At 54.5% G+C, this 20,521-nt stretch carries 29 protein-coding genes and 1 pseudogene; 3 read left to right on the top strand and 27 right to left on the bottom strand.

The features are described 5' to 3' along the window. Positions 1 to 49 precede the first annotated feature (49 nt). From rplR to ACTJJ7_RS01785, 25 genes are all read right to left on the bottom strand, one after another. Positions 50 to 412: a 50S ribosomal protein L18 gene (rplR, locus tag ACTJJ7_RS01665; RefSeq protein WP_105732695.1), complete on the bottom strand. Its 363-nt coding sequence runs from the start codon at positions 410 to 412 to the stop codon at positions 50 to 52. 12 nt (positions 413 to 424) lie between these two features. Further along, entirely contained in the window at positions 425 to 958 is a 534-nt protein-coding gene (gene rplF / locus ACTJJ7_RS01670) for a 50S ribosomal protein L6 (RefSeq protein WP_105732694.1), read from the bottom strand. A 25-nt stretch (positions 959 to 983) separates the two neighbouring features. Continuing rightward, positions 984 to 1,382: a 30S ribosomal protein S8 gene (gene rpsH / locus ACTJJ7_RS01675; RefSeq protein ID WP_091876988.1), complete on the bottom strand. Its 399-nt coding sequence runs from the start codon at positions 1,380 to 1,382 to the stop codon at positions 984 to 986. 12 nt (positions 1,383 to 1,394) lie between these two features. After that, entirely contained in the window at positions 1,395 to 1,700 is a 306-nt protein-coding gene (gene rpsN / locus ACTJJ7_RS01680; RefSeq protein WP_105732693.1) for a 30S ribosomal protein S14, read from the bottom strand. A 25-nt stretch (positions 1,701 to 1,725) separates the two neighbouring features. Next, on the bottom strand, positions 1,726 to 2,289 hold the full coding sequence (gene rplE, locus ACTJJ7_RS01685; RefSeq protein WP_105732692.1) for a 50S ribosomal protein L5: 564 nt from the start codon (positions 2,287 to 2,289) through the stop codon (positions 1,726 to 1,728). Further along, on the bottom strand, positions 2,282 to 2,596 hold the full coding sequence (gene rplX, locus ACTJJ7_RS01690) for a 50S ribosomal protein L24 (protein ID WP_105732691.1): 315 nt from the start codon (positions 2,594 to 2,596) through the stop codon (positions 2,282 to 2,284). Before rplX ends, rplE begins: the two co-directional genes overlap by 8 nt. 11 nt (positions 2,597 to 2,607) lie before the next feature. After that, positions 2,608 to 2,976 carry a 50S ribosomal protein L14 gene (gene rplN, locus ACTJJ7_RS01695; RefSeq protein WP_008124924.1) on the bottom strand — a complete coding sequence of 123 codons (369 nt, stop codon included), beginning with the start codon at positions 2,974 to 2,976 and terminating at the stop codon, positions 2,608 to 2,610. Between the two features lie 84 nt (positions 2,977 to 3,060). Beyond that, entirely contained in the window at positions 3,061 to 3,303 is a 243-nt protein-coding gene (rpsQ, locus tag ACTJJ7_RS01700; RefSeq protein ID WP_099999158.1) for a 30S ribosomal protein S17, read from the bottom strand. Positions 3,304 to 3,314: 11 nt separating this feature from the next. Further along, on the bottom strand, positions 3,315 to 3,515 hold the full coding sequence (gene rpmC, locus ACTJJ7_RS01705) for a 50S ribosomal protein L29 (RefSeq protein ID WP_105732690.1): 201 nt from the start codon (positions 3,513 to 3,515) through the stop codon (positions 3,315 to 3,317). 12 nt (positions 3,516 to 3,527) lie between these two features. Then, on the bottom strand, positions 3,528 to 3,941 hold the full coding sequence (gene rplP / locus ACTJJ7_RS01710; RefSeq protein ID WP_091877000.1) for a 50S ribosomal protein L16: 414 nt from the start codon (positions 3,939 to 3,941) through the stop codon (positions 3,528 to 3,530). Between the two features lie 41 nt (positions 3,942 to 3,982). Continuing rightward, complete coding sequence (rpsC, locus tag ACTJJ7_RS01715; protein ID WP_105732689.1) at positions 3,983 to 4,690, bottom strand: 30S ribosomal protein S3; 708 nt, start codon at positions 4,688 to 4,690, stop codon at positions 3,983 to 3,985. Further along, positions 4,690 to 5,079: a 50S ribosomal protein L22 gene (gene rplV, locus ACTJJ7_RS01720; RefSeq protein ID WP_008124914.1), complete on the bottom strand. Its 390-nt coding sequence runs from the start codon at positions 5,077 to 5,079 to the stop codon at positions 4,690 to 4,692. The genes rpsC and rplV overlap by 1 nt, the downstream gene beginning before the upstream one ends. A 2-nt stretch (positions 5,080 to 5,081) precedes the next feature. Beyond that, the gene (gene rpsS / locus ACTJJ7_RS01725) at positions 5,082 to 5,360 is read right to left on the bottom strand and encodes a 30S ribosomal protein S19 (RefSeq protein WP_008124912.1); all 279 of its coding nucleotides are present in this window, start codon (positions 5,358 to 5,360) and stop codon (positions 5,082 to 5,084) included. A gap of 15 nt (positions 5,361 to 5,375) precedes the next feature. Next, a complete protein-coding gene (gene rplB / locus ACTJJ7_RS01730; protein ID WP_105732688.1) occupies positions 5,376 to 6,209 on the bottom strand; it encodes a 50S ribosomal protein L2 in 834 nt (277 codons plus the stop codon). A 20-nt stretch (positions 6,210 to 6,229) separates the two neighbouring features. After that, entirely contained in the window at positions 6,230 to 6,523 is a 294-nt protein-coding gene (locus ACTJJ7_RS01735) for a 50S ribosomal protein L23 (RefSeq protein WP_105732687.1), read from the bottom strand. Further along, positions 6,520 to 7,140 carry a 50S ribosomal protein L4 gene (gene rplD / locus ACTJJ7_RS01740; protein ID WP_105732686.1) on the bottom strand — a complete coding sequence of 207 codons (621 nt, stop codon included), beginning with the start codon at positions 7,138 to 7,140 and terminating at the stop codon, positions 6,520 to 6,522. Before rplD ends, ACTJJ7_RS01735 begins: the two co-directional genes overlap by 4 nt. Continuing rightward, a complete protein-coding gene (rplC, locus tag ACTJJ7_RS01745) occupies positions 7,140 to 7,877 on the bottom strand; it encodes a 50S ribosomal protein L3 (RefSeq protein ID WP_105732685.1) in 738 nt (245 codons plus the stop codon). Before rplC ends, rplD begins: the two co-directional genes overlap by 1 nt. A gap of 25 nt (positions 7,878 to 7,902) precedes the next feature. Further along, positions 7,903 to 8,211, bottom strand: coding sequence for a 30S ribosomal protein S10 (gene rpsJ, locus ACTJJ7_RS01750; protein ID WP_008124902.1), 309 nt, complete (start codon positions 8,209 to 8,211; stop codon positions 7,903 to 7,905). A gap of 62 nt (positions 8,212 to 8,273) precedes the next feature. Then, the gene (tuf, locus tag ACTJJ7_RS01755; RefSeq protein WP_105732669.1) at positions 8,274 to 9,449 is read right to left on the bottom strand and encodes an elongation factor Tu; all 1,176 of its coding nucleotides are present in this window, start codon (positions 9,447 to 9,449) and stop codon (positions 8,274 to 8,276) included. A gap of 66 nt (positions 9,450 to 9,515) precedes the next feature. Beyond that, positions 9,516 to 11,603: an elongation factor G gene (fusA, locus tag ACTJJ7_RS01760; protein ID WP_105732684.1), complete on the bottom strand. Its 2,088-nt coding sequence runs from the start codon at positions 11,601 to 11,603 to the stop codon at positions 9,516 to 9,518. A gap of 33 nt (positions 11,604 to 11,636) precedes the next feature. After that, on the bottom strand, positions 11,637 to 12,107 hold the full coding sequence (gene rpsG / locus ACTJJ7_RS01765) for a 30S ribosomal protein S7 (RefSeq protein ID WP_105732683.1): 471 nt from the start codon (positions 12,105 to 12,107) through the stop codon (positions 11,637 to 11,639). A 60-nt stretch (positions 12,108 to 12,167) separates the two neighbouring features. Next, positions 12,168 to 12,539 carry a 30S ribosomal protein S12 gene (gene rpsL / locus ACTJJ7_RS01770; protein ID WP_008121760.1) on the bottom strand — a complete coding sequence of 124 codons (372 nt, stop codon included), beginning with the start codon at positions 12,537 to 12,539 and terminating at the stop codon, positions 12,168 to 12,170. 502 nt (positions 12,540 to 13,041) lie between these two features. Then, positions 13,042 to 14,214: a YcaO-like family protein gene (locus tag ACTJJ7_RS01775; protein ID WP_130273168.1), complete on the bottom strand. Its 1,173-nt coding sequence runs from the start codon at positions 14,212 to 14,214 to the stop codon at positions 13,042 to 13,044. Beyond that, complete coding sequence (locus ACTJJ7_RS01780; protein WP_130273169.1) at positions 14,198 to 15,004, bottom strand: nitroreductase family protein; 807 nt, start codon at positions 15,002 to 15,004, stop codon at positions 14,198 to 14,200. Before ACTJJ7_RS01780 ends, ACTJJ7_RS01775 begins: the two co-directional genes overlap by 17 nt. Positions 15,005 to 15,025: 21 nt before the next feature. After that, on the bottom strand, positions 15,026 to 15,892 hold the full coding sequence (locus ACTJJ7_RS01785) for an McbB family protein (protein WP_130273170.1): 867 nt from the start codon (positions 15,890 to 15,892) through the stop codon (positions 15,026 to 15,028). Positions 15,893 to 16,368: 476 nt separating this feature from the next. Between ACTJJ7_RS01785 and ACTJJ7_RS01790 the strand changes: the two genes are divergently transcribed. From ACTJJ7_RS01790 to ACTJJ7_RS01800, 3 genes are all read left to right on the top strand, one after another. Next, positions 16,369 to 18,111: an ATP-binding cassette domain-containing protein gene (locus ACTJJ7_RS01790; RefSeq protein ID WP_130273171.1), complete on the top strand. Its 1,743-nt coding sequence runs from the start codon at positions 16,369 to 16,371 to the stop codon at positions 18,109 to 18,111. Positions 18,112 to 18,135: 24 nt separating this feature from the next. Beyond that, the gene (locus ACTJJ7_RS01795) at positions 18,136 to 18,417 is read left to right on the top strand and encodes a hypothetical protein (RefSeq protein WP_105732680.1); all 282 of its coding nucleotides are present in this window, start codon (positions 18,136 to 18,138) and stop codon (positions 18,415 to 18,417) included. A 142-nt stretch (positions 18,418 to 18,559) separates the two neighbouring features. Continuing rightward, complete coding sequence (locus ACTJJ7_RS01800) at positions 18,560 to 19,372, top strand: CPBP family intramembrane glutamic endopeptidase (protein ID WP_440964981.1); 813 nt, start codon at positions 18,560 to 18,562, stop codon at positions 19,370 to 19,372. A gap of 57 nt (positions 19,373 to 19,429) precedes the next feature. On the opposite strand, the pseudogene ACTJJ7_RS01805 reads toward ACTJJ7_RS01800, so the two are convergent. After that, positions 19,430 to 19,582 (bottom strand): annotated as a pseudogene (locus ACTJJ7_RS01805) (DNA-directed RNA polymerase subunit beta'); the annotation flags it as partial. A 33-nt stretch (positions 19,583 to 19,615) separates the two neighbouring features. Then, positions 19,616 to 20,503, bottom strand: a complete 888-nt coding sequence (locus tag ACTJJ7_RS01810) for a DMT family transporter (RefSeq protein WP_440964983.1) — start codon at positions 20,501 to 20,503, stop codon at positions 19,616 to 19,618. Between the last annotated feature and the right edge of the window lie 18 nt (positions 20,504 to 20,521).

The following is a 20,521-nucleotide window of genomic DNA, read 5'->3' on the forward strand; positions in this document are numbered from 1 at the left end:
GGCTTGCAGGAGACAAGCTCCTGCAGTTCCGGATTTCGGATGTCTTGCCTTAGAAGCTGAGACCAGCTTCGCGAGCAGCTTCAGCAAGTGCCTTTACACGGCCGTGGTAAATATAGGCGCCACGATCGAAGACAACTTCCTTGATGCCAGCCTTGACAGCGCGCTCTGCAACGAGCTTGCCGACGAGTGCTGCTGCACCCTGGTCTGCACCGGTCTTGAGCTGACCCTTCAGGTCAAGGTCAAGTGTCGATGCGGATGCAATTGTATGTCCACGCGCATCGTCGATGATCTGCGCATAGATATTCTTTGAAGAACGGTGGACGCTGAGCCGCGGACGGTCACCGGCAACCGCCTTGAGCTGGCGGCGAACACGCGCAGCGCGACGCTGAATAATTTCTTTCGGCGATGCCATGACACGAATTCCTTACTTCTTCTTACCTTCTTTGCGAACGATCTTCTCGCCCGCATATTTAACGCCCTTGCCCTTGTAGGGTTCTGGACCACGATATTCGCGGATCTCAGCGGCGACCTGGCCGACCTGCTGCTTGTCGATGCCCGTGACGACGATTTCCGTCGGCTTCGGTACAGCAACTGTGATGCCAGCTGGTACGTCATAGATCACTTCGTGGCTGAAACCGAGCGACAGCTGCAGGTTCTTGCCCTGCATGGCCGCACGATAACCAACCCCGTTGATCTCAAGGCGCTTTTCAAAACCGTCCTTAACACCCGTGAAGATGTTGACGATCATCGTGCGGCTCATGCCCCACTTCGACCGGGCGGTCTTGCTGCTGTCACGCGGATCAACGCGAACGGCATTATCTTCGAACTTGACCAGAACTTCGTCGTTGGCGACAAAGCTCAGTTCACCCTTGGGGCCCTTGGCCTTGATGGTCTGGCCGTCAACGCTGGCTGTTACGCCTGGCGGGACTGCCACTGGTTTTTTACCGATACGAGACATTTTTCAAACCTTTTCCAGCCAGCGATTAGAATATACGGCAGAGCAATTCGCCGCCGACATTCTGTTCACGTGCCTCGTGGTCTGCCATCACGCCCTTCGGCGTCGACAGGATTGAAATACCAAGACCGTTAGCAACCTGCGGGATCGACTTGACCGAAACGTAAACGCGACGGCCTGGCTTCGAAATACGGGTGATCTCACGGATCACCGGTACGTTTTCAAAGTACTTCAGCTCGATTTCGATCTCGGACTTGCCGTTCTCGAAATCAACCTGGCTGTACCCGCGGATATAACCTTCAGACTGCAGAACATCCAGAACGCGGGCGCGCAGCTTGGAAGCAGGTGTAGAAACCTTGCCCTTCTTGCGCATGATGGCGTTGCGGATACGTGTCAGCATATCGCCGAGAGGATCTGTCATAGACATCCGTCTTCTCCCTTACCAGCTCGACTTCACGACGCCGGGCACCTGGCCGAGCGAACCCAGCTGGCGCAATGCGATACGCGACATTTTCAGTTTGCGGTAATAACCGCGTGGACGACCGGATACTTCGCAACGATTGCGAATGCGAACCTTGGTCGAATTCCGTGGCAGTTCTGCCAGCTGGATCGTCGCGCGGAAGCGCTCGTCCAGCGGAAGCGACTGGTCCATCACGATTGCCTTCAAACGTGCACGCTTTGCAGCATACTGCTTGACGAGCAAACCACGGCGCTTGTTCTTTTCGACTGCGCTAGTCTTTGCCATTTCAAATACCTCGCTACGCTTGCCGTTACTGGCGGAAGGGGAAGTTGAAGGCGCGCAGGAGAGCGCGGGCTTCATCATCCGTCTTTGCAGTCGTGCAAACGATGATGTCCATGCCCCAGATCTGATCAACCTTATCGTAGTTGATCTCCGGGAACACGATGTGTTCCTTGATGCCCATGGCGAAATTGCCACGACCGTCAAAGCTCTTCGGGTTCAGACCACGGAAATCTCGAACGCGCGGCAGCGCGATCGTGATCAGGCGATCCAGGAATTCATACATGCGCTCTTTACGAAGGGTGACCTTCGTGCCGATCGGCATATTCTCACGCACCTTGAAGGTAGCGATCGAATTACGCGCCCGGGTAATAACCGGCTTCTGACCAGCAATCAATGCCAGATCTTCAGCTGCGACACTCGGCTTCTTGGAATCAGCTGTCGCTTCACCAACGCCCATGTTGATGACAATCTTGGTGATGCGCGGGATCTGCATCTCATTGTCATATTTGAACTGCTCGAGAAGGTCCTTGCGTACCACTTCCAGGTACTGCTTCTTCAAGCGTGGTTCGATCTTTGCACTGGTATTAGCCATCGATCAGGTCTCCTGAGCGCTTTGCTACACGTACCTTCTTGCCGTCTTCAAGAACCTTGAAGCCAACGCGGGTCGGCTTGCCATCCTTGGGGTCGGCGATCGCGAGGTTCGACAGATGGAGCGGCGCTTCTTTCGAAATGATGCCGGCTTCCTGGGTCTGTGTCTGCTTCTGGTGACGCTTGACAACATTAACGCCGCGAACGAGCGCCTGCTCGTCCTTCGGCAAAACTTTGATTACTTCGCCGGTACGGCCCTTGTCCTTACCAGCAAGAACGACAACGCGGTCGCCTTTACGGATCTTCTGCATCGTCTGCTCCTTTAGAGTACTTCTGGAGCCAGCGAGATGATCTTCATGTGGCTCTTTGCGCGGAGTTCGCGCGGAACCGGTCCGAAGATACGCGTGCCGATAGGCTCTTTCTTGTTGTCGATCAGGACGGCGGCGTTCTTGTCGAAACGAATCACGCTCCCATCCGCGCGACGGATATCCTTGGCGGTACGAACAACCACCGCCTTCATCACGTCACCTTTTTTAACACGGCCGCGCGGAATTGCTTCCTTGATCGAAACGACAATAATGTCGCCGACCGAAGCATATTTCCGCTTCGAGCCGCCCAGCACCTTGATGCACATGACACGACGTGCGCCGGAATTATCCGCGACGTCGAGGTTTGTTTGCATCTGAATCATGACTAGCCGCCTTCTTCTTGTTCAACCGGACTGGGCTTTCCTTGCCCCTCGCGATTGTTGCGTACTTACATACAGATATTAATATTAACTTGCTGGGGCGTCTGTAACGACAACCCAACGCTTGTCTTTCGAAATCGGCTTCGATTCCTGGATGGAAACGGCATCGCCGACCTTGAACTGGTTATTCTCGTCGTGCGCCTTGTACTTCTTGGACTGGCGCACAGTCTTCTGGAGGAGCGGGTGCGAATAGCGCCGCTCGACCTTGACCACGACGGTCTTGTCGTTTTTGTCGCTGACGACAACGCCCTGCAGAATGCGTTTAGGCATGGTTTTCTTCCTTAAGCCTTGCTCTCGACCGCTTTCTGGCGGGCGACTGTCTTGATGCGCGCGATATCACGGCGGATCTGCCGGACACGTGCGGTTTTTTCCAACTGGCCAGTCGCCTTCTGGAAGCGCAGGTTGAACTGCTCTTTCTTCAGCGTAGCCAACTCTTCATTCAACTGATCGAGGCTCAAGGCCCGGACTTCTGCGGATTTCATAGCATCCACCCCTTATTCTGCGATGCGCTGAATAAAGCGCGTCTTGACCGAAAGCTTGGCAGCACCAAGGCGAAGAGCCTCACGAGCCACGTCTTCCGGAACGCCGTCGAGTTCAAACATGACGCGGCCTGGTGCTACACGAGATGCCCAGTAGTCCACGGAACCCTTACCTTTACCCATGCGGACTTCGGTAGGCTTCGATGTTACGGGCACATCCGGGAAAATCCGGATCCACACACGGCCGGCACGTTTCATGTGACGGGTAATTGCACGGCGAGCGGCTTCGATCTCACGCGCGGTAACGCGGTTCGGCTCGAGGGCCTTCAGGCCGAAAGCACCAAAATTAAGATCCGTGCCGCCTTTCGACGCGCCGTGGATACGGCCCTTGAACTGCTTGCGGAACTTTGTGCGCTTAGGCTGCAGCATTGTTCTCTACTCCAAAATTCTCTTTCCGGAAAGACGCTATTTTAAGCGTTTTCGCGGCGACGGTTCTGACCCTGATGACCATCACCTTCAACAGCGCGGCGTTCGGAGGCCATTGGGTCATGCTCAAGGATCTCGCCCTTGAATACCCAGACCTTGACGCCGCAGATGCCGTAGGCGGTGTGTGCTTCAGCAGTTCCGTAGTCGATGTCGGCACGAAGTGTATGCAAAGGCACGCGACCTTCACGGTACCATTCCATACGCGCAATTTCCGCGCCGCCGAGACGACCCGAGCAATTGATACGAATGCCTTCTGCACCAAGACGCATGGCCGACTGAACGGCACGCTTCATGGCACGGCGGAATGCAACGCGGCGTTCCAGCTGCTGAGCGATGGACTGCGCAACCAGGACTGCGTCTGTTTCCGGCTTGCGGACTTCAACGATATTGAGCGCTGTTTCCGCATTTGTCATTTCTGACAGCTTGCGGCGCAGCTTCTCGATATCGGCGCCCTTCTTGCCGATGATCAGACCTGGACGTGCAGCATGGATCGTCACCCGGCACTTCTTGTGCGGACGCTCGATCACCACCTTGGAAATGGCAGCCTGCTTCAGCTCATCCATCAGATACTTGCGGATCTTCAGGTCTTCATGCAGCAGCTTGCCGTATTCACCTGTGTTCGCGTACCAACGCGAGTCCCAGGTCCGGTTGATGCCAAGGCGGAAGCCAACCGGATTAATCTTCTGGCCCATTATGCGGCCTCCCCTTTTTCCTCAGCTTCGCGGACAACGATCGTCAGATGCGAGAATGGCTTCTCGATCCGGCTTGCACGACCGCGGCCACGAACATGGAAACGCTTCATCACGATTGACTTGCCAACGTAGGCTTCAGCAACAACCAGAGCATCAACATCCAGGTCATGGTTGTTCTCTGCGTTGGCGATAGCTGATTCGAGAGTCTTTTTCACCGTCCCTGCAATCCGCTTGCGCGAAAATTCCAGATCGGCAAGAGCGGCGTTAACCTTCTTGCCACGGATCAGAGCAGCCACCAGATTTAGCTTCTGAGGGCTGATACGGAGCGTACGGGCAACGGCTTTCGCCTCGTTGTCCTTAAGCTGGCGCGGAGCCTTAGCCTTGCCCATCTTTATTTCCTCTTCGCTTTCTTGTCCGCGCCGTGACCGTAATAGGTACGCGTCGGAGCGAATTCACCAAACTTGTGTCCGATCATCTCTTCGTTGACCGAAACCGGCACATGCTTGTTACCATTGTACACGCCGAAGGTCAGACCGACGAACTGTGGCAGGATCGTGGAGCGACGGCTCCAGATCTTGATAACTTCACTGCGACCGCCCTCACGTACCTTCTCAGCCTTCTTGAGAAGATAGCCATCGATGAACGGGCCTTTCCAAACTGAACGAGCCATTTCAGACTACCTCTCTTACTTCTTGCGCTGATGACGCGAACGAGCGATGAACTTGTCCGTCGACTTGTTGGAGCGCGTCTTCTTGCCCTTCGTGGGCTTGCCCCACGGAGAAACAGGATGACGACCACCTGACGTACGACCTTCACCACCACCGTGCGGGTGATCAACCGGGTTCATGGCAACACCGCGAACGTGCGGACGCTTGCCAAGCCAACGACTGCGGCCTGCCTTACCAAGGCTGATATTGCCATGGTCGGGATTGGATACTGCACCGACCGTAGCGAAGCACGAACCGTGGACGAGGCGCTGTTCACCTGAATTCAGGCGAAGGATGGCCATGCCCTGGTCGCGGCCGACGAGCTGCGCATAGGTACCGGCGGAACGGGCGATCTGACCGCCCTTGCCTGGCTTCATCTCCACATTGTGGATGATGGTGCCGACCGGGATCGACGACAATGGCATCGCATTGCCTGGCTTCACGTCGGTCTGTGCGCCAGCGATAACGCTGTCGCCAACAGCCAGACGCTGCGGAGCCAGGATGTAGCTCAGCTCGCCGTCTTCGTAGCGGATGAGAGCAATGAATGCGGTCCGGTTCGGATCGTATTCAAGGCGTTCAACCTTGGCAGCCACGTCATGCTTGCGGCGCTTGAAATCAACGAAGCGGTATGTGCGCTTGTGACCACCACCCTGGTAGCGTGCAGTGACGCGACCGGAGTTGTTACGACCACCCTTTGACGACAGACCCTCGGTCAGAGCCTTCACAGGCTTGCCCTTGTAGAGCTCCGAACGGTCCACGATGACCAGCTGACGCTGGCTTGGTGTGGTTGGATTATAATGTTTGAGTGCCATTGTCTTTACTCCACGGCCCCTCAGAGACCAGTCGAAACATCGATCGACTGCCCTTCGGCAAGCGTCACGATTGCTTTCTTGACATCACTCTGGCGCCCGACGATGCCGCGGAACCGCTTCACCTTGCCCTTGCGCACAGTTGTGTTGACTGCAGTTACCTTCACGCGAAACAGCGCTTCGACTGCAGCCTTGATTTCCGGCTTCGTTGCCTTGCGGGCCACGTTGAAGACGACCTGGTTATGTTCGGAAACCAGGGTCGACTTTTCGGTGATGACCGGGCTGACGATCACGTCGTAATGGCGAAGATCGGTCATTTGAAACGCTCCTCGAGAGCTTCAACTGCAGCCTTGGAAAGCACGAGCTTGCCGCGACGCAGAATGTCATAAACATTGATGCCCTGGATCGGCAGAACATCGATGTTCGGGATGTTCGAAGCAGCGCGGCGGAAATTCGCATCAATCTCGGCACCGCCGATGAGAAGCGCATTTTCGAAGCCCAGCTTGGCGAACTGCGAAACAAGTACCTTTGTCTTGGCTTCGGTAGCGGCCAGCTCATCGATGATGATGAGTTCGGAAGCCTTTACCTTGGCCGACAGGGCGTGACGGAGCGCAAGAGCGCGAACCTTCTTCGGCAGGTCATGATCATGGCTGTGAACAACCGGACCATGCGCCTTACCACCGCCGCGGAACTGCGGAGCACGTGCCGAATGGTGACGGGCGCGGCCCGTACCCTTCTGCTTGTACATCTTGGCGCCGGTGCGTGCGATTTCCGAACGGCCCTTTGCCTTGTGCGTTCCCTGCTGCTTGCGGGCGAGCTGGTAACGGACCATGCGCTGAAGGATGTCGTCGCGTGGCTCAAGACCGAAGATCTCTTCCGAGAGCTTCACCTTGCCGGCGTCCTTGCCTTCAAGTGTTGTAATCGTGAGATCCATTATACGGCTCCCTCAGTCGTCTGAGCTACTTCTGCATCAGACACAGCTGCTGCGGCGTTTGCGGCCTGGCGAACACCAGCTGGCTTGGGGGCAGTTGCCGGCAGCGCTACCTTGACGGCATCGCGTACCAGGATCCATGCACCCTTGGAGCCAGGAACAGCACCACGAACGAGAATGAGACCACGATCCAGATCCGTCGAAACAACTTCGATGTTCTGGGTCGTCACGCGGGTCTGACCCATGTGACCGGCCATCTTCTTGCCCTTGAACACTTTACCCGGATCCTGGCGCTGACCGGTCGAACCGTGAGCGCGGTGTGTTACCGAGTTACCGTGTGTGGCGCGGTGACCACCGAAGTTGTGGCGCTTCATCGAACCGGCAAAACCTTTACCGATCGACGTACCCGTCACATCAACCTTCTGACCAGCAACGAAATGCTCGGCCGTGATCTCAACACCGACATCCAGAAGGTTGTCGGCAGAAACGCGGAACTCAGCCACTTTCGCCTTTGGCTCAACGGAGGCCTTCGCGAAATGACCGCGCAATGCCTGCGTTGTATTCTTTACTTTGGCCAGTCCAACACCGAGCTGAACAGCTGTGTAGCCATTCTTCTCGACTGTACGCTGAGCCACGACATGGCAATTCTCCATACGAAGAACTGTCACAGGTACATGCTCGCCTGCGTCATTGTAGACGCGAGTCATGCCCAGCTTCTGTGCAATTACACCTGAACGCATCGGTTCGTCCTTCCGTCCTCAAGCCTTACAGCTTGATCTCGACATCAACACCAGCGGAAAGATCGAGCTTCATCAGCGCGTCTACTGTCTGCGGGGTTGGGTCTACGATATCGAGAAGACGCTTATGAGTGCGCATCTCGAACTGTTCGCGGCTCTTCTTGTCGATGTGCGGCGAGCGGTTTACTGTGAACTTCTCGATCCGTGTAGGAAGCGGGATCGGTCCGCGCACATTGGCACCGGTACGCTTGGCAGTCGACACGATTTCCCGCGTCGAATCGTCAAGGATCCGATGATCAAACGCCTTGAGGCGAATGCGGATGTTTTGACCGTTCATTTCATCTTTTCCTTGTTTAGCGGAGACGCCTATAGCAGGCGCCTCTGCATAAAACCTTAATATTATTCAATGATCGAAGCGACGATGCCTGCACCGACGGTGCGGCCACCTTCACGGATAGCGAAGCGCAGCTTCTCTTCCATTGCGATCGGCACGATCAGCGTCACATCAACCGAGATGTTGTCGCCGGGCATGACCATTTCCGTGCCTTCCGGCAGCGTCACCACGCCCGTCACGTCGGTCGTGCGGAAGTAGAACTGCGGACGGTAGTTGGAGAAGAATGGCGTATGACGGCCACCTTCGTCCTTCGTCAGGATATAGGCTTCTGCCTTGAACTTCGTGTGCGGCTTGACCGAACCCGGCTTGGCCAGGATCTGGCCGCGCTCGACGTCTTCACGGCCAACGCCGCGGATCAGCGCGCCGATGTTGTCGCCTGCCTGGCCCTGGTCGAGCAGCTTGCGGAACATTTCAACGCCGGTCACCGTCGTCTTCGTCGTCGGCTTGATGCCGATGATTTCAACTTCTTCGCCGACCTTGACGATTCCGCGTTCAACGCGGCCCGTCACAACCGTACCACGGCCAGAGATCGAGAACACGTCTTCGATCGGCATCAGGAACGGCTGGTCAACCGGACGTTCCGGCGTCGGAATGTACTTGTCGACTTCCGCCATCAGCGCGCGCACCGCGTCTTCGCCGATTTCCTTGTTGCTGTCTTCAAGCGCAGCCAGAGCCGAACCCTTGACGATCGGCACATCGTCGCCCGGGAAGTCGTACTTCGACAGAAGTTCGCGCACTTCCAGTTCAACCAGTTCCAGAAGCTCGGCATCGTCAACCTGGTCGACCTTGTTCAGGAAAACCACGATGGCCGGAACGCCAACCTGGCGGGCAAGCAGGATGTGCTCGCGCGTCTGCGGCATCGGGCCGTCGGCAGCCGATACAACCAGGATCGCGCCGTCCATCTGCGCCGCACCGGTGATCATGTTCTTCACATAGTCGGCGTGGCCGGGGCAATCGACGTGCGCGTAGTGGCGCGCTGCCGTCTCATACTCAACGTGCGCCGTCGAAATGGTGATGCCGCGCGCCTTTTCTTCCGGCGCAGCGTCGATCTGGTCGTACGCCTTGAACTCACCAAAATACTTCGTAATCGCTGCCGTCAACGACGTCTTGCCATGGTCAACGTGACCAATCGTGCCGATGTTGACGTGCGGCTTGTTACGTTCAAACTTGCTCTTAGCCATCTGAGCTCTCCGTTATATGTTCGCCTGCTCAGGCTTAACTCAACTGTCACGCGCAACCGTTAGCGGTTACGCAAACTTCTTCTGAATTTCCTGCGCGACTGCTGTCGGAACAGGTTCGTAGTGATCAAACTGCATCGTGTACTGTGCACGACCCTGGCTCATCGAACGCAGCGTGTTCACATAACCAAACATGTTGGCCAGCGGCACGTTTGCATTGACGACCGTAGCAATGCCACGGGCTTCGGTGCCCGAAATCTGACCACGACGTGAATTCAGATCGCCGATTACGTCACCGACATAATCTTCAGGCGTTACAACTTCGACCTTCATGATCGGCTCGAGCAGCTGGGCACCGGCTTCGCGGGCAGCTTCGCGGAATGCCGCACGGCCTGCGATTTCGAATGCCAGAACCGACGAGTCGACATCATGGTAGGCACCGTCGATCAGCGTGGCTTTCACGCCGAGCATCGGGAAGCCTGCGAGCGGACCCGCACCCATGACGCTTTCAATACCCTTCTGAACGCCCGGAATGTATTCCTTCGGTACAGAGCCGCCGACGATCTTCGATTCGAAGATGAAATCGTCGCCATCGTGGGGTTCGAAGATGATCTTGACACGAGCGAACTGACCCGAACCACCCGACTGCTTCTTGTGGGTGTAGTCCTGTTCCTTCTTGCGTGTGATCGATTCACGGTAGGCAACCTGCGGCTGACCGACATTCGCCTCGACCTTGAACTCGCGACGCATACGGTCAACGAGAATGTCGAGATGAAGTTCGCCCATGCCGGCGATGATTGTCTGACCCGACTCTTCATCCGACTTGACGCGGAATGAAGGATCTTCAGCAGCAAGACGGTTCAGCGCAATGCCCATCTTTTCCTGGTCGGCCTTGGTCTTCGGCTCGATCGCGATTTCAATAACCGGATCTGGGAATTCCATGCGTTCCAGGATAACCGGCTTCAGCGGATCGCAGAGCGTGTCACCTGTCGTTGTTTCTTTCAGGCCTGCCAGAGCAACGATGTCGCCGGCAAACGCTTCTTCAATGTCTTCACGCGAGTTGGAATGCATCTGCAGCATACGGCCGATACGTTCGCGCTTGTTCTTGACTGTGTTGTCGAGCGAAACGCCCTTGGTCAGCTTGCCGGAATAGATGCGGCAGAAAGTCAGCGAACCAACGAACGGATCGTTCATGATCTTGAATGCGAGCATCGACAGAGGCTCTTCATCCGAGGACTTGCGGGTTGTTTCACCATCGGTCTTCGGGTCGATACCCTTGATCGCGGGAACATCAACCGGCGAAGGCAGGAATTCGACAACACCGTCGAGCAGAGGCTGTACGCCCTTGTTCTTGAAGGCCGAACCGCAGAATACCGGGTGGAATTCAACGCGGCAGGTGCCGGTGCGGATCAGAGCGCGCAGAGCGTCGTTGTCAGGCATGTTGCCTTCCAGATACGCTTCCATCGCAGCTTCATCGACTTCAACGGCAGCTTCGATCAGCTTTTCGCGGTATTCTTCAGCCTTGGCTTGCAGATCAGCAGGGATCTCAACGACATCCCACTGCGCACCCAGCTGCTCATCACGCCAGACCAAAGCCTTCATTTCGATCAGATCGACGACGCCCTTGAATTCTGTCTCTGCACCGATCGGCAGCTGCATGACAACAGCCTTGGCACCAAGACGGGTCTTGACCATTTCAACGCAGCGATCGAAATCGGCGCCGGTCTTGTCCATCTTGTTGACGAAGATCATGCGCGGGACATGATACTTCTCGGCCTGGCGCCAAACGGTTTCCGTCTGCGGCTCTACGCCGGCATTGGCATCGAGCAGTGCAATCGCACCGTCGAGAACGCGCAGCGAACGCTCGACTTCAATCGTGAAGTCGACGTGACCTGGTGTGTCGATGATGTTGAAGCGACGCTTCTTGCCATCGCGGCCGGTCCAATAGGTGGTGGTTGCAGCGGACGTGATCGTGATGCCACGTTCCTGTTCCTGCTCCATCCAATCCATGGTTGCAGCGCCATCATGGACTTCACCGATTTTGTGCGACTTGCCGGTGTAATAGAGAATACGCTCAGTCGTCGTCGTCTTGCCGGCGTCGATGTGCGCCATAATACCGAAATTACGGTAGTCTTCGATTTTATATTCGCGGGCCATGATATGGTGCCTTCAAGAATAGGGTTTCGACGATTACCAGCGGTAATGCGAGAATGCGCGGTTGGCTTCTGCCATGCGATGCGTGTCTTCACGCTTCTTCACAGCCGAGCCACGGTTGTTTGCCGCATCCAGGAGTTCGCCGGACAGGCGATCAATCATCGTGGTCTCGTTGCGGCCACGGGCAGCATTGATCAGCCAACGGATGGCAAGAGCCTGGCGACGCTCTGGACGAACATCGACCGGAACCTGGTATGTTGCACCACCAACACGGCGCGAGCGCACTTCGACGTGCGGCGCAACATTGTCGAGGGCCTGATGGAACAGGGCAACCGGCTCCTGCTTGCTCTTGGCTTCAACCGACTCAAGCGCACCGTAAACGATACGCTCAGCGATCGACTTCTTGCCATGATGCATGACTGCATTCATGAACTTGGTCAGAACGAGATCGCCGAACTTAGGATCGGGATTGATCTCACGCTTTTCTGCACTATGGCGTCTGGACATACTTTTTGTCTCTTATCTGCATCGGGTTGACCTACCTGGTGGCCAAAGTCCCGGAAAATCTTACTTCGGACGCTTTGCACCGTACTTGGAACGGCGCTGCTTACGGTTCTTGACGCCCTGCGTATCGAGAACACCACGGATGATGTGATAACGAACGCCCGGCAAATCCTTGACACGGCCGCCGCGGATCATCACGACAGAGTGTTCCTGAAGGTTGTGGCCCTCACCTGGAATGTATCCGATCACTTCGAAGCCATTCGTCAGACGCACCTTGGCAACCTTACGCAGAGCCGAGTTCGGCTTCTTCGGGGTCGTCGTATAGACGCGGGTGCAAACGCCGCGCTTCTGCGGGTTTTCCTGCAGGGCAGGAACTTTATTGCGCTTTACCGGCGCAGTGCGCGGCTTGCGGATCAACTGGTTTACGGTAGGCATTCAACCTTCCCTCTTTGGTAATGCGTATCAAAGCGCACGCGCTTCGGCACAAATCTCGTATCTTCGCCCGTCAGGGCCGTTTCAGCGCCATGCTCATGCACGAATTCGGGCAACTAAACCACCGCGAGGGTGGTTGCCCGAATAAAAGCAGAGGAAGCCTTGTAAGCTTCATGCGAGCGGCAAATTGCATTTCGATCGTAAAACGAACCCTGTTTGAGATGAACTCCAGAACGTGTCGCTCCGAAACAGCCAATCTCACATCGGCTCAGATGTGCTGCTGATACTTTGTCCCCTGCTCCACGTCAAGCCTGAACTCCAAATTTTATTAAGGATTGGAGCGTTTCGGGGCACTTTGCGGCCTGATGGTAAGATTGTTTCGCCGGACTGCGGTTAATTCAAGTTAAATTTCTCTTTCTGCACAGCGATTTTGACCATCGCGGCAACAGGCAGCGCCGGCGAGTCGCAGGACAGCCAGAATCATGACCTTCCACGCATTCTTGCACTAGCTAAACGGCATAGACGTCAGCCGCAGGGGCCGATCCTTGGCAATCGTCTGAAGCCAGCGGTTCCGGTTGTTGTTTCCCGCCCCCGGATTCATGTGAATGAAGAAGTCTGGAGAAAACAATTTGCAGAATGTGAGCTTGTTAAGGCCCATGTAATGGCTCTGTAAAAAGGCAAATATGCTGCTGCTTACGCTAAACAGGGACTCTCTCAATTCGACCAAAGACCCATCTTTGACGTTCACGCCAAACAAAGGAGCTAACTCCAGATCAAGGTCATAGTCACTGCGGTTGGCTTTCTGAAAACCTTCCTTGAGTTCGCTCCCGCCATATTCGGTGAAATCGAAGAAGTTCATCTGCTGAAGGAGGACGCTCGTCTGCCAAACCTCGGTGAGCGCCTTTGCAAGCGCGGCTTGCCAGGAAAAGGCCGCTGAAGCGCCGCATGCAAACTGCACGAAGTCGTATTCGGACCGCGCCTTGTAGACCACAAATAAGACATGTGCGCCCTTAAGAAATGAAATGTTGTAGCAGCGCAGTATTCCCCGCACATTCAACCGCTGGAGCAATATTTTGATCCTCGGCTCTGCAATGTCATCGGGTTCCAGCACCGACAGCGCCTGACAGCGCCTCGAAGCCCACATCGCGGCTAGACTTTGCCGTTCGACAAATTCAAGTACGGCGTTTTGGAAAGCTGTCTCTTTGCTAGCGTGAAGCGCCGATCCGGATGTGTCGCGGGTTGGAACGAATTGCTGATCCTCTGCGGTGTGAAGGGAAAACAGTATCCGTGGTAGCCGAACTGTCTCGCCCGAACTCAGATCAAGAACCTCAACAGTATCAAACCTATGCCTGGAAACTAGTTTGCCGATATGCTCATCGCCGCACGCCTCGGTTATCGCGGCGTTCAACGCATTCTTGGTGTCAAGTGAAACGTTCAGTTCATTGATAGTCGCACAACCGCTTGAACCGATACTTCGGTAGGCAATAAAGCGCTCCATATACTCTCCGAAAGCCTTGAGATGTATATCTGGTCCGTAGCCAAAACCGTGTCCTTGTATACGGCTACTATCGTGTGCTCCAAAAACACAAGGTTCCGATATGAGTGGCGGGCTCGATGCCTCAACGGCAAAGTTTGGCACAGTTGCGATGACGGGCCGAAATCTATGCTGGATTGCCATCTTGTTTCTTTTCGAACCCAAATGCCTGAACAATAGTCGGCAGCAGCAACCGGCCGTCCAGATGACACATATGTGCAACCTGGCGCTCGGGGAAGCCTGACAGGACACGCGATGAAACGCCAACTGATTGGGCGCACAGCAGCATATTCTGGTACATCGACCCTACCTCCAAAAGTGAAAGCCTGTAGCCACGCGTACGATATTTGAAGATCGATTTTTTCAGATTGACGCAGTAAAGAACGTAGAAAGATGGATTTGGTACGTCGCTCAGGCTAGAAAACTCAGATTCTGAAATGTGCGCGGTCAGTTGTTCGAATGCTCTTGACACGGGAAGAAAGTGGAAGGCTGACAACCTCTGCATCCCCTGAACTCGGGGCCCGGTAATCAAAATTGCTTCTACTGCATAAAGCGCTCCGCCGGAGGGATAGGGTCGCCGCTTCTGTTGATCGGCTGCCAGTGCATGACTGAATATGCGGCCGATCAATGAAAACGCAATCTCGATGCCTTCATCACCATGGTGCAACGACTCGAAACGCGTGACATTGCAAATGGGCTTTTCCTGCGGGATGTCGATGGTCTGCGTAAGGTGCGAAAATCTAGCTTCGACAAATTCGGTGCGCTTCAAATGGTGGGTTGTCACCGCGGAAGATGCAAACAAATTCTCAAATCCAGACCCGACCGGAGTCATACAAGCCTGATGGAATTCCCTTACATGGTATTCCACATCGGCATCAACGAATTGACTGGCGAAGCCGATTTGATTGAACGATGCGATCTCGTCAGTTTTCATGATTGACCCTCCCCATTTAGGCTAGGTGGACGAAACGGCCCAATCACGCATGGACGAACTGAAATTTGAGTGACTGGCGCGATGGCGTTGAATATGTCCGCTATCCAGGTTCATCTCCGTGACCGTACCCAGATCGTCGGAGAAGACGGGAACCATTTCGGACGCGATCAATTGTCGGAAGCGGGTATAAAGCAAATGTAGAGCAGCACTCTCCTCAAGTAAGGACCTTGGTAAGGTTGGGATAGCAGTGGTGCTGACTGCGCTGGCATGAGCGAAAAAAACATCCGCCCAACTGGAAGGTTTGAATTTGGATGATCGATCGAGACCCGCAAGATTGTAGAGCGAACTAAAGTGGTCGGGCAGCGCCATACGCACGGAATAGAAACCATCAATTACAAAGTGCCTCAATACAAAGTAGGCATGTAATAGGAACAGATCAGGTTTTTGATGACAAAGATCGACAATAACGCGTGCTAACCCATAATCATACTGCGCCTGAATACAAATGAGTATTGTTGATCCTGAAATGTCACCAAGCTCATCAATGACGATGACATCGATCGCATCATTCCGCTCGATTTGCGCAGCAACCATTGCTGCAATGGCCCCGTCTGTTGAGTGGACCGCAACCCGTACATCATCGCGATATCGCTTTAATACGTTGATTTTTTCAAGAAAACTCCGGCCAGCCCCAGGATCAATATTTTGGTCTGCAAAGAGTTGATCAACGGCTGGTTGATTGGTCGAGACGCCCAACGCCTTCAGATGTGTCAGCACATTGATCATCGAGTGGTCATGCAGGCGCGTGATACCGGATGGCGTGCATATAAAAGGTATGCCGTCATCATCACCGACGATTTTGGCATAGGGCTGAATATTAAATCGCATCCTCAACCTCCAAATTTGGAGTGATCTGTGGTGCCTTGGATCAATGCAACGAAGTGTCAGGTAAAAAGGGGCGGTACGCGCAGCTTGCGTACCGCCATTTGGTTTAGGTGTTCCACCCCTTGCTAGAGGCCGAAGAACTGTTGCTTTTGCCGGATGAGCCACATTTACTGCTACTATCACACTTTGAGCTGCTATTCGATTTCGAGCTACTGGGGCTTACTCCACTCAGTCCGCCGCTCGCCATGGTCGTATTGTCATCATCATCGAACTCAACTTGATCACCGAATTGTCCTGGGCTCAGAAAATGGATCAGCATCCCATACCTCCTTGGAAAATTTGTAACAAACACACCATAGCGAACTGCACCACAATGTATATTATACATTAGTCTCATAGAGAAACGGCTGAAGATGAGGCATTATGGCCCGAATAATTTTGGTTTTGATAATATATTACTTAAACAATAGGAAAATTCCGTGAATGAATCCACCGTATTCAAGTATGCATTTTTACTAGTATTTAAAAATAAGAGGCAGTTTGTATTATTACCTGTTTTGATCGGCACAATTACCATAGTCAGCGCGGCAATGTCTGCCATTCCGATACTGTTCGCCAAGGGCATTGATCGCCTATCGGAGGGAAGTGACATAGAATCGGGCATATCTCTCATTCTTGCATTTTCCGTCAGTCTGCTGATCGCCTCCATCATTTCTCAATTCGAATGGCTGACATTCGGACCATTCAATCTCCGTTTGCAGCGGCACCTCACATTGCACGTCTTCAGCCACGCACTGTCTCTTCCCTATCAAGTCATGCGGCAGCATAGTTCGCACGAGATTGGCCGGATCGTTGAGAAAGGTCTCGACGCTGTACGGGATATTACATCCAGCCTTGCCTTTTCCGTTGCACCGACGATCGTTGAGCTCATCATCGCAGCCTTCGTGATTGCGTTCATGGTGGATCCATGGATTGCAGCGGTGCTGATCGCCGCTCTTTGCCTGTATGGCTATTTGGCGAATCTGTCGGCGGAACGCATTCGGGTAGCAACGGAAAACGCCATGGAAAGCGGCACCGAGGCATGGACCTATGGCCTCGATGCCATTGTCAATGTTGATCAGGTCCAGCAAGCAAATTTGCGTTCGGTAATCATGGAACAGCTCAACAAGCGGCTGAAGCTGAACGACGCGCACTGGAAAGTGACGTTCACCCAGCGGGTCTATTATGGCGTGCTGCAAACGATCATATTCGGCGGCGTCGTGATCTGGGTTCTATGGCGCGGCGCATTAGATGTTTCGACGGGCTCGCTCACGGTTGGCGAACTTGTGTTGATCAACACATATATTATCCGCCTGCTGCAACCAGTGGAAACCTTGGCTCGCGTCTATCGCGAAATGCATGCGGCAGCCGGAGAAGCTACTCTCCTGATGCGGCTTCTAGCCGAAAACCCTGTTCCGGCTTCTCTGTGTGTCGACCTGCCGGTCTCGAGCGGTCCCTGGTCGCTGGATTTACGCGATCTGGGCGTTACAATCGATGCGACACCCGTCATTTCGGGGTTGAACCTCTCCGTTCCTGCGGCCAGCCGTCTGTATATCGTCGGCCCATCGGGAGCTGGCAAGAGCAGCCTTTTGCGTGTTCTTGCATGCCTGGTTCCAGCATCGAGCGGGCATTTCAATATAGAAAACGTCGAGGTGACCGAAACCAACGCAGAAGCATTCAGAAATGGTATCGCCGTGGCGTATCAGGATTGTCTGCTGTTCGATCTGACCATCACAGAAAATATTGCGCTCGGCTCTGACGCCCCTCATGCCGCTATTGAAGCCGTGATGGCCGAACTGGGATTGAGCGAGGTTGTAAAGCGGCACCGGGATGAAAACGAGCCGACCGTGGGGGAGCGCGGCAGCAGATTGTCCGGTGGCGAGAAGCAACGCATCTCCCTTGCTCGCGCGCTCTTGAAGCCGTCCCATCTCTTGCTGTTGGATGAGCCGACAGCCGCACTTGATGAAGTAAACAGATCACGCGTGATCAAGGCTTTAAGCAATCGGAAAAACAAACAGACCGCAATCATCGTCACCCACGATATGGAGCTTATCGCGCCGAATGATGCTGTTCTCTATATGATTGGCCCCGGCAAAATACGTTGCGGAACACACGGCGACCTGCTCAACTCGAAAGAATATTCTGATTTCATAAATGGTACGATTTCATTACAGACAGAATGACGATCAAACTCTGGAATCAATTCTATGCCAACAGATAATCCCGAACCGAAAACAGTCCACCTCATCGTTGCCGACGTCTGGAAGAAGGGCGAGGAAGAGCCGCTGCAGGTGCATGTTCTGCTGATGAATGACGATGCCGACGGGCTGGTTGAAACGGCCCTGCAGATTCTGGCCAATGAAGGCTATGAAGAGGCAGAACTCCTGGAGATCGGCACGCTGACAAGCGAGCCGGAGGAAGAACCCCACCTGTCCGCCTGGAAGACCGCCCTCACCGGCCAGGCCGCGCTGATCGAGTTTGATCAATAGCGCCTTGCACGGTCTGTTCCCGTATATTGCTGGCGAGCTATAGGAATAAAGGAGTATAGCCCCGGGCGTGCCGTTGGCGTAATTGTGCACCTGTTTAAGGGGCCCGGCGGATCGGATCGATAAGTCCCCGGATCACGAGGTCGTGCGGGGCATCAAGGTGGAACAATCCGGTTCAGGCAATGCATCCCGCAGAACCGCATGGCTTCTCACGCTCTTCATGATCGTCGGCATCGTTCCCCTGGCAAAGTCGGTTGCCTATGTGACTGCGGATCTGTTCCTCATCATGATCAGGCTTATCGATTATGACGCCTGGATTTACACGCTTCATGGGGAAAGCCCGCAATACATAACGCTGTTTGCCTTTCTCAACGCGGTGCTGGAAGCGGTGATGACGGCAGGTGTTTTATCGCACCTGTTTCCCTTTTTCAGCTTGCGCGTGCGGAGCCTTCTCAGGTTCGGACAGTTTCACTGGTCGTTTCTGCCCATCATCCTGATCGTCCCCTTGATGCCATGCGCCATCTACGTTGCGCTCGACGCTGTGTTTCATCTCGGTTTCCATATGGGATCCGTTCCGCCGTGGAATGCCCTGTGGATGCTGCTGATTGTCAAAAGTCTCGCCGTACCCATAACCGAAGAACTCGGCTTTCGCGGGCTGCTCTTCTCACGCGGCCAGGCATTGGGGTTTTCCAATACCGCCGTCGTGATCGCGACGGGTCTGGCCTTTTCGTTCATGCACATATCAGCCGAGACGGGTGTTTTCAGCTTCATTGTCACCCTTCCCGCTGCCTTTTACACGGGATGGCTGAGATTGAAAAGCGGAGCAATTTTCTGGCCCATTCTGCTGCACGCCATCATCAATTGCATTCCGCTGCAGACGCTGCTGTTTCTCTGGTATGCGGGCAATCAGAGGGGCATCGAGCTCAGCCTGCAGGCGCTCGGTTTCAGCCTGCCCTGACATACAAAAAGGCCGCCCCGAAAGGCGGCCTTTTCAATGTCGTCATGGGCACCCGGCTTATTCGGCCGGGGTGCCTGTCATGTCGGTCAGCATGGCGTCGGCCTTGGCAGCACCGGCACCGCTTTCCTTGCGGCGCTCGTCAATGATCAGCTCGTCGCGGGCACCGGCAATGCGGCGGATCTGCTTGACCGTGCCGCCCGTACCGGCCGGGCTGCACTGATCGAGTTTAACGAATAGTTGAGCTTATTCTTCAATTGATGGAGCGGGGGGCACCAGATTCAGCTGGGATGCAATCATGGCCAGGAAGATGAGACCACAACCGATTGCGCGCAGGCACGACAACTGTTCGCCCAAAATTACACGGCCAAAGAATGCGGCGAACAGGGCTTCCGACGAGAGCGAAATTGCAGCTTGAGACGCCGATGTAAAACGCTGGCTGATCGTCTGCAATGTGAAAGCGACGCCTGTTGAAACGACACCAACAAACAACAATGCTGGCGCTGCCATCATCAGTTTGCCTGCATTGAATTCTTCGGTAAAAAGAGCAACAACGAGTCCGAGAATTCCGCAAACAATGAACTGAAAGAGCGAAAGTGTGATTGGCCTGTTGACCGCTGACGCTGCACGGCCGACAAAAACCACCTGCAGCGCCCAGAAAAACGCGCACGCGACGATCAGCCAATCCCCGCCGTTCAAGTTTTCTAGATTTGCATCGGACAACAAATAGATACCGGTAAATGCCGTTAGCGCAGCAAGCCAAACGGTAACAGGTTGGTATTGACCGAACAGCACTATGGCGAGAATCGGAACGAATACGACATTCAATCCGGTTAAAAACCCAGTGTTCGTAACCGTTGCGGTCACAAGCCCGGATTGCTGAAACGCCACAGCTGCAAACAACGCCATTCCGGTAAAAAGGAACAGGCGGCATTCGTTTGATGTGAGCGATGTTCGAGACATTTTAACTTCTCGTACCATCAGCGGCGAGATTGTAAGAGACGCAAACAAGAAGCGAAAGAAAATGAATGTGAAGGGGCCTATATGCGTCATTGCGCTTGACTGGCCGATGAAGCCGATCCCCCAAATTGCCGCCGTCACCAACAGGAGAGTATTGGCAGATCGTGCTCTCATAGTGGTAGCGCGCGCGCG

It is taken from the genome of Phyllobacterium sp. 22229, from assembly GCF_052056495.1.
Classification (GTDB): domain Bacteria; phylum Pseudomonadota; class Alphaproteobacteria; order Rhizobiales; family Rhizobiaceae; genus Phyllobacterium; species Phyllobacterium myrsinacearum.

Coding starts and splice junctions, on each gene's coding strand:
- rplB (WP_105732688.1), bottom strand. CDS start 6,209: ATGGCACTCAAACATTATAATCCAACCACACCAAGCCAGCGTCAGCTG.
- rpsQ (WP_099999158.1), bottom strand. CDS start 3,303: ATGCCTAAACGCATTCTGCAGGGCGTTGTCGTCAGCGACAAAAACGAC.
- rpsH (WP_091876988.1), bottom strand. CDS start 1,382: ATGTCTATGACAGATCCTCTCGGCGATATGCTGACACGTATCCGCAAC.
- rpsN (WP_105732693.1), bottom strand. CDS start 1,700: ATGGCAAAGACTAGCGCAGTCGAAAAGAACAAGCGCCGTGGTTTGCTC.
- rpsL (WP_008121760.1), bottom strand. CDS start 12,539: ATGCCTACCGTAAACCAGTTGATCCGCAAGCCGCGCACTGCGCCGGTA.
- rplE (WP_105732692.1), bottom strand. CDS start 2,289: ATGGCTAATACCAGTGCAAAGATCGAACCACGCTTGAAGAAGCAGTAC.
- rpsG (WP_105732683.1), bottom strand. CDS start 12,107: ATGTCCAGACGCCATAGTGCAGAAAAGCGTGAGATCAATCCCGATCCT.
- fusA (WP_105732684.1), bottom strand. CDS start 11,603: ATGGCCCGCGAATATAAAATCGAAGACTACCGTAATTTCGGTATTATG.
- rpsS (WP_008124912.1), bottom strand. CDS start 5,360: ATGGCTCGTTCAGTTTGGAAAGGCCCGTTCATCGATGGCTATCTTCTC.
- rplF (WP_105732694.1), bottom strand. CDS start 958: ATGTCTCGTATCGGTAAAAAACCAGTGGCAGTCCCGCCAGGCGTAACA.
- ACTJJ7_RS01735 (WP_105732687.1), bottom strand. CDS start 6,523: ATGACCGATCTTCGCCATTACGACGTGATCGTCAGCCCGGTCATCACC.
- rplN (WP_008124924.1), bottom strand. CDS start 2,976: ATGATTCAGATGCAAACAAACCTCGACGTCGCGGATAATTCCGGCGCA.
- rpmC (WP_105732690.1), bottom strand. CDS start 3,515: ATGAAATCCGCAGAAGTCCGGGCCTTGAGCCTCGATCAGTTGAATGAA.
- ACTJJ7_RS01795 (WP_105732680.1), top strand. CDS start 18,136: ATGCCAACAGATAATCCCGAACCGAAAACAGTCCACCTCATCGTTGCC.
- rpsJ (WP_008124902.1), bottom strand. CDS start 8,211: ATGAACGGTCAAAACATCCGCATTCGCCTCAAGGCGTTTGATCATCGG.
- rpsC (WP_105732689.1), bottom strand. CDS start 4,690: ATGGGCCAGAAGATTAATCCGGTTGGCTTCCGCCTTGGCATCAACCGG.
- ACTJJ7_RS01785 (WP_130273170.1), bottom strand. CDS start 15,892: ATGCGATTTAATATTCAGCCCTATGCCAAAATCGTCGGTGATGATGAC.
- rplC (WP_105732685.1), bottom strand. CDS start 7,877: ATGCGTTCAGGTGTAATTGCACAGAAGCTGGGCATGACTCGCGTCTAC.
- ACTJJ7_RS01775 (WP_130273168.1), bottom strand. CDS start 14,214: ATGGCAATCCAGCATAGATTTCGGCCCGTCATCGCAACTGTGCCAAAC.
- rplR (WP_105732695.1), bottom strand. CDS start 412: ATGGCATCGCCGAAAGAAATTATTCAGCGTCGCGCTGCGCGTGTTCGC.
- tuf (WP_105732669.1), bottom strand. CDS start 9,449: ATGGCTAAGAGCAAGTTTGAACGTAACAAGCCGCACGTCAACATCGGC.
- rplV (WP_008124914.1), bottom strand. CDS start 5,079: ATGGGCAAGGCTAAGGCTCCGCGCCAGCTTAAGGACAACGAGGCGAAA.
- ACTJJ7_RS01780 (WP_130273169.1), bottom strand. CDS start 15,004: ATGAAAACTGACGAGATCGCATCGTTCAATCAAATCGGCTTCGCCAGT.
- rplP (WP_091877000.1), bottom strand. CDS start 3,941: ATGCTGCAGCCTAAGCGCACAAAGTTCCGCAAGCAGTTCAAGGGCCGT.
- ACTJJ7_RS01810 (WP_440964983.1), bottom strand. CDS start 20,503: ATGAGAGCACGATCTGCCAATACTCTCCTGTTGGTGACGGCGGCAATT.
- rplX (WP_105732691.1), bottom strand. CDS start 2,596: ATGCAGAAGATCCGTAAAGGCGACCGCGTTGTCGTTCTTGCTGGTAAG.
- rplD (WP_105732686.1), bottom strand. CDS start 7,140: ATGGATCTCACGATTACAACACTTGAAGGCAAGGACGCCGGCAAGGTG.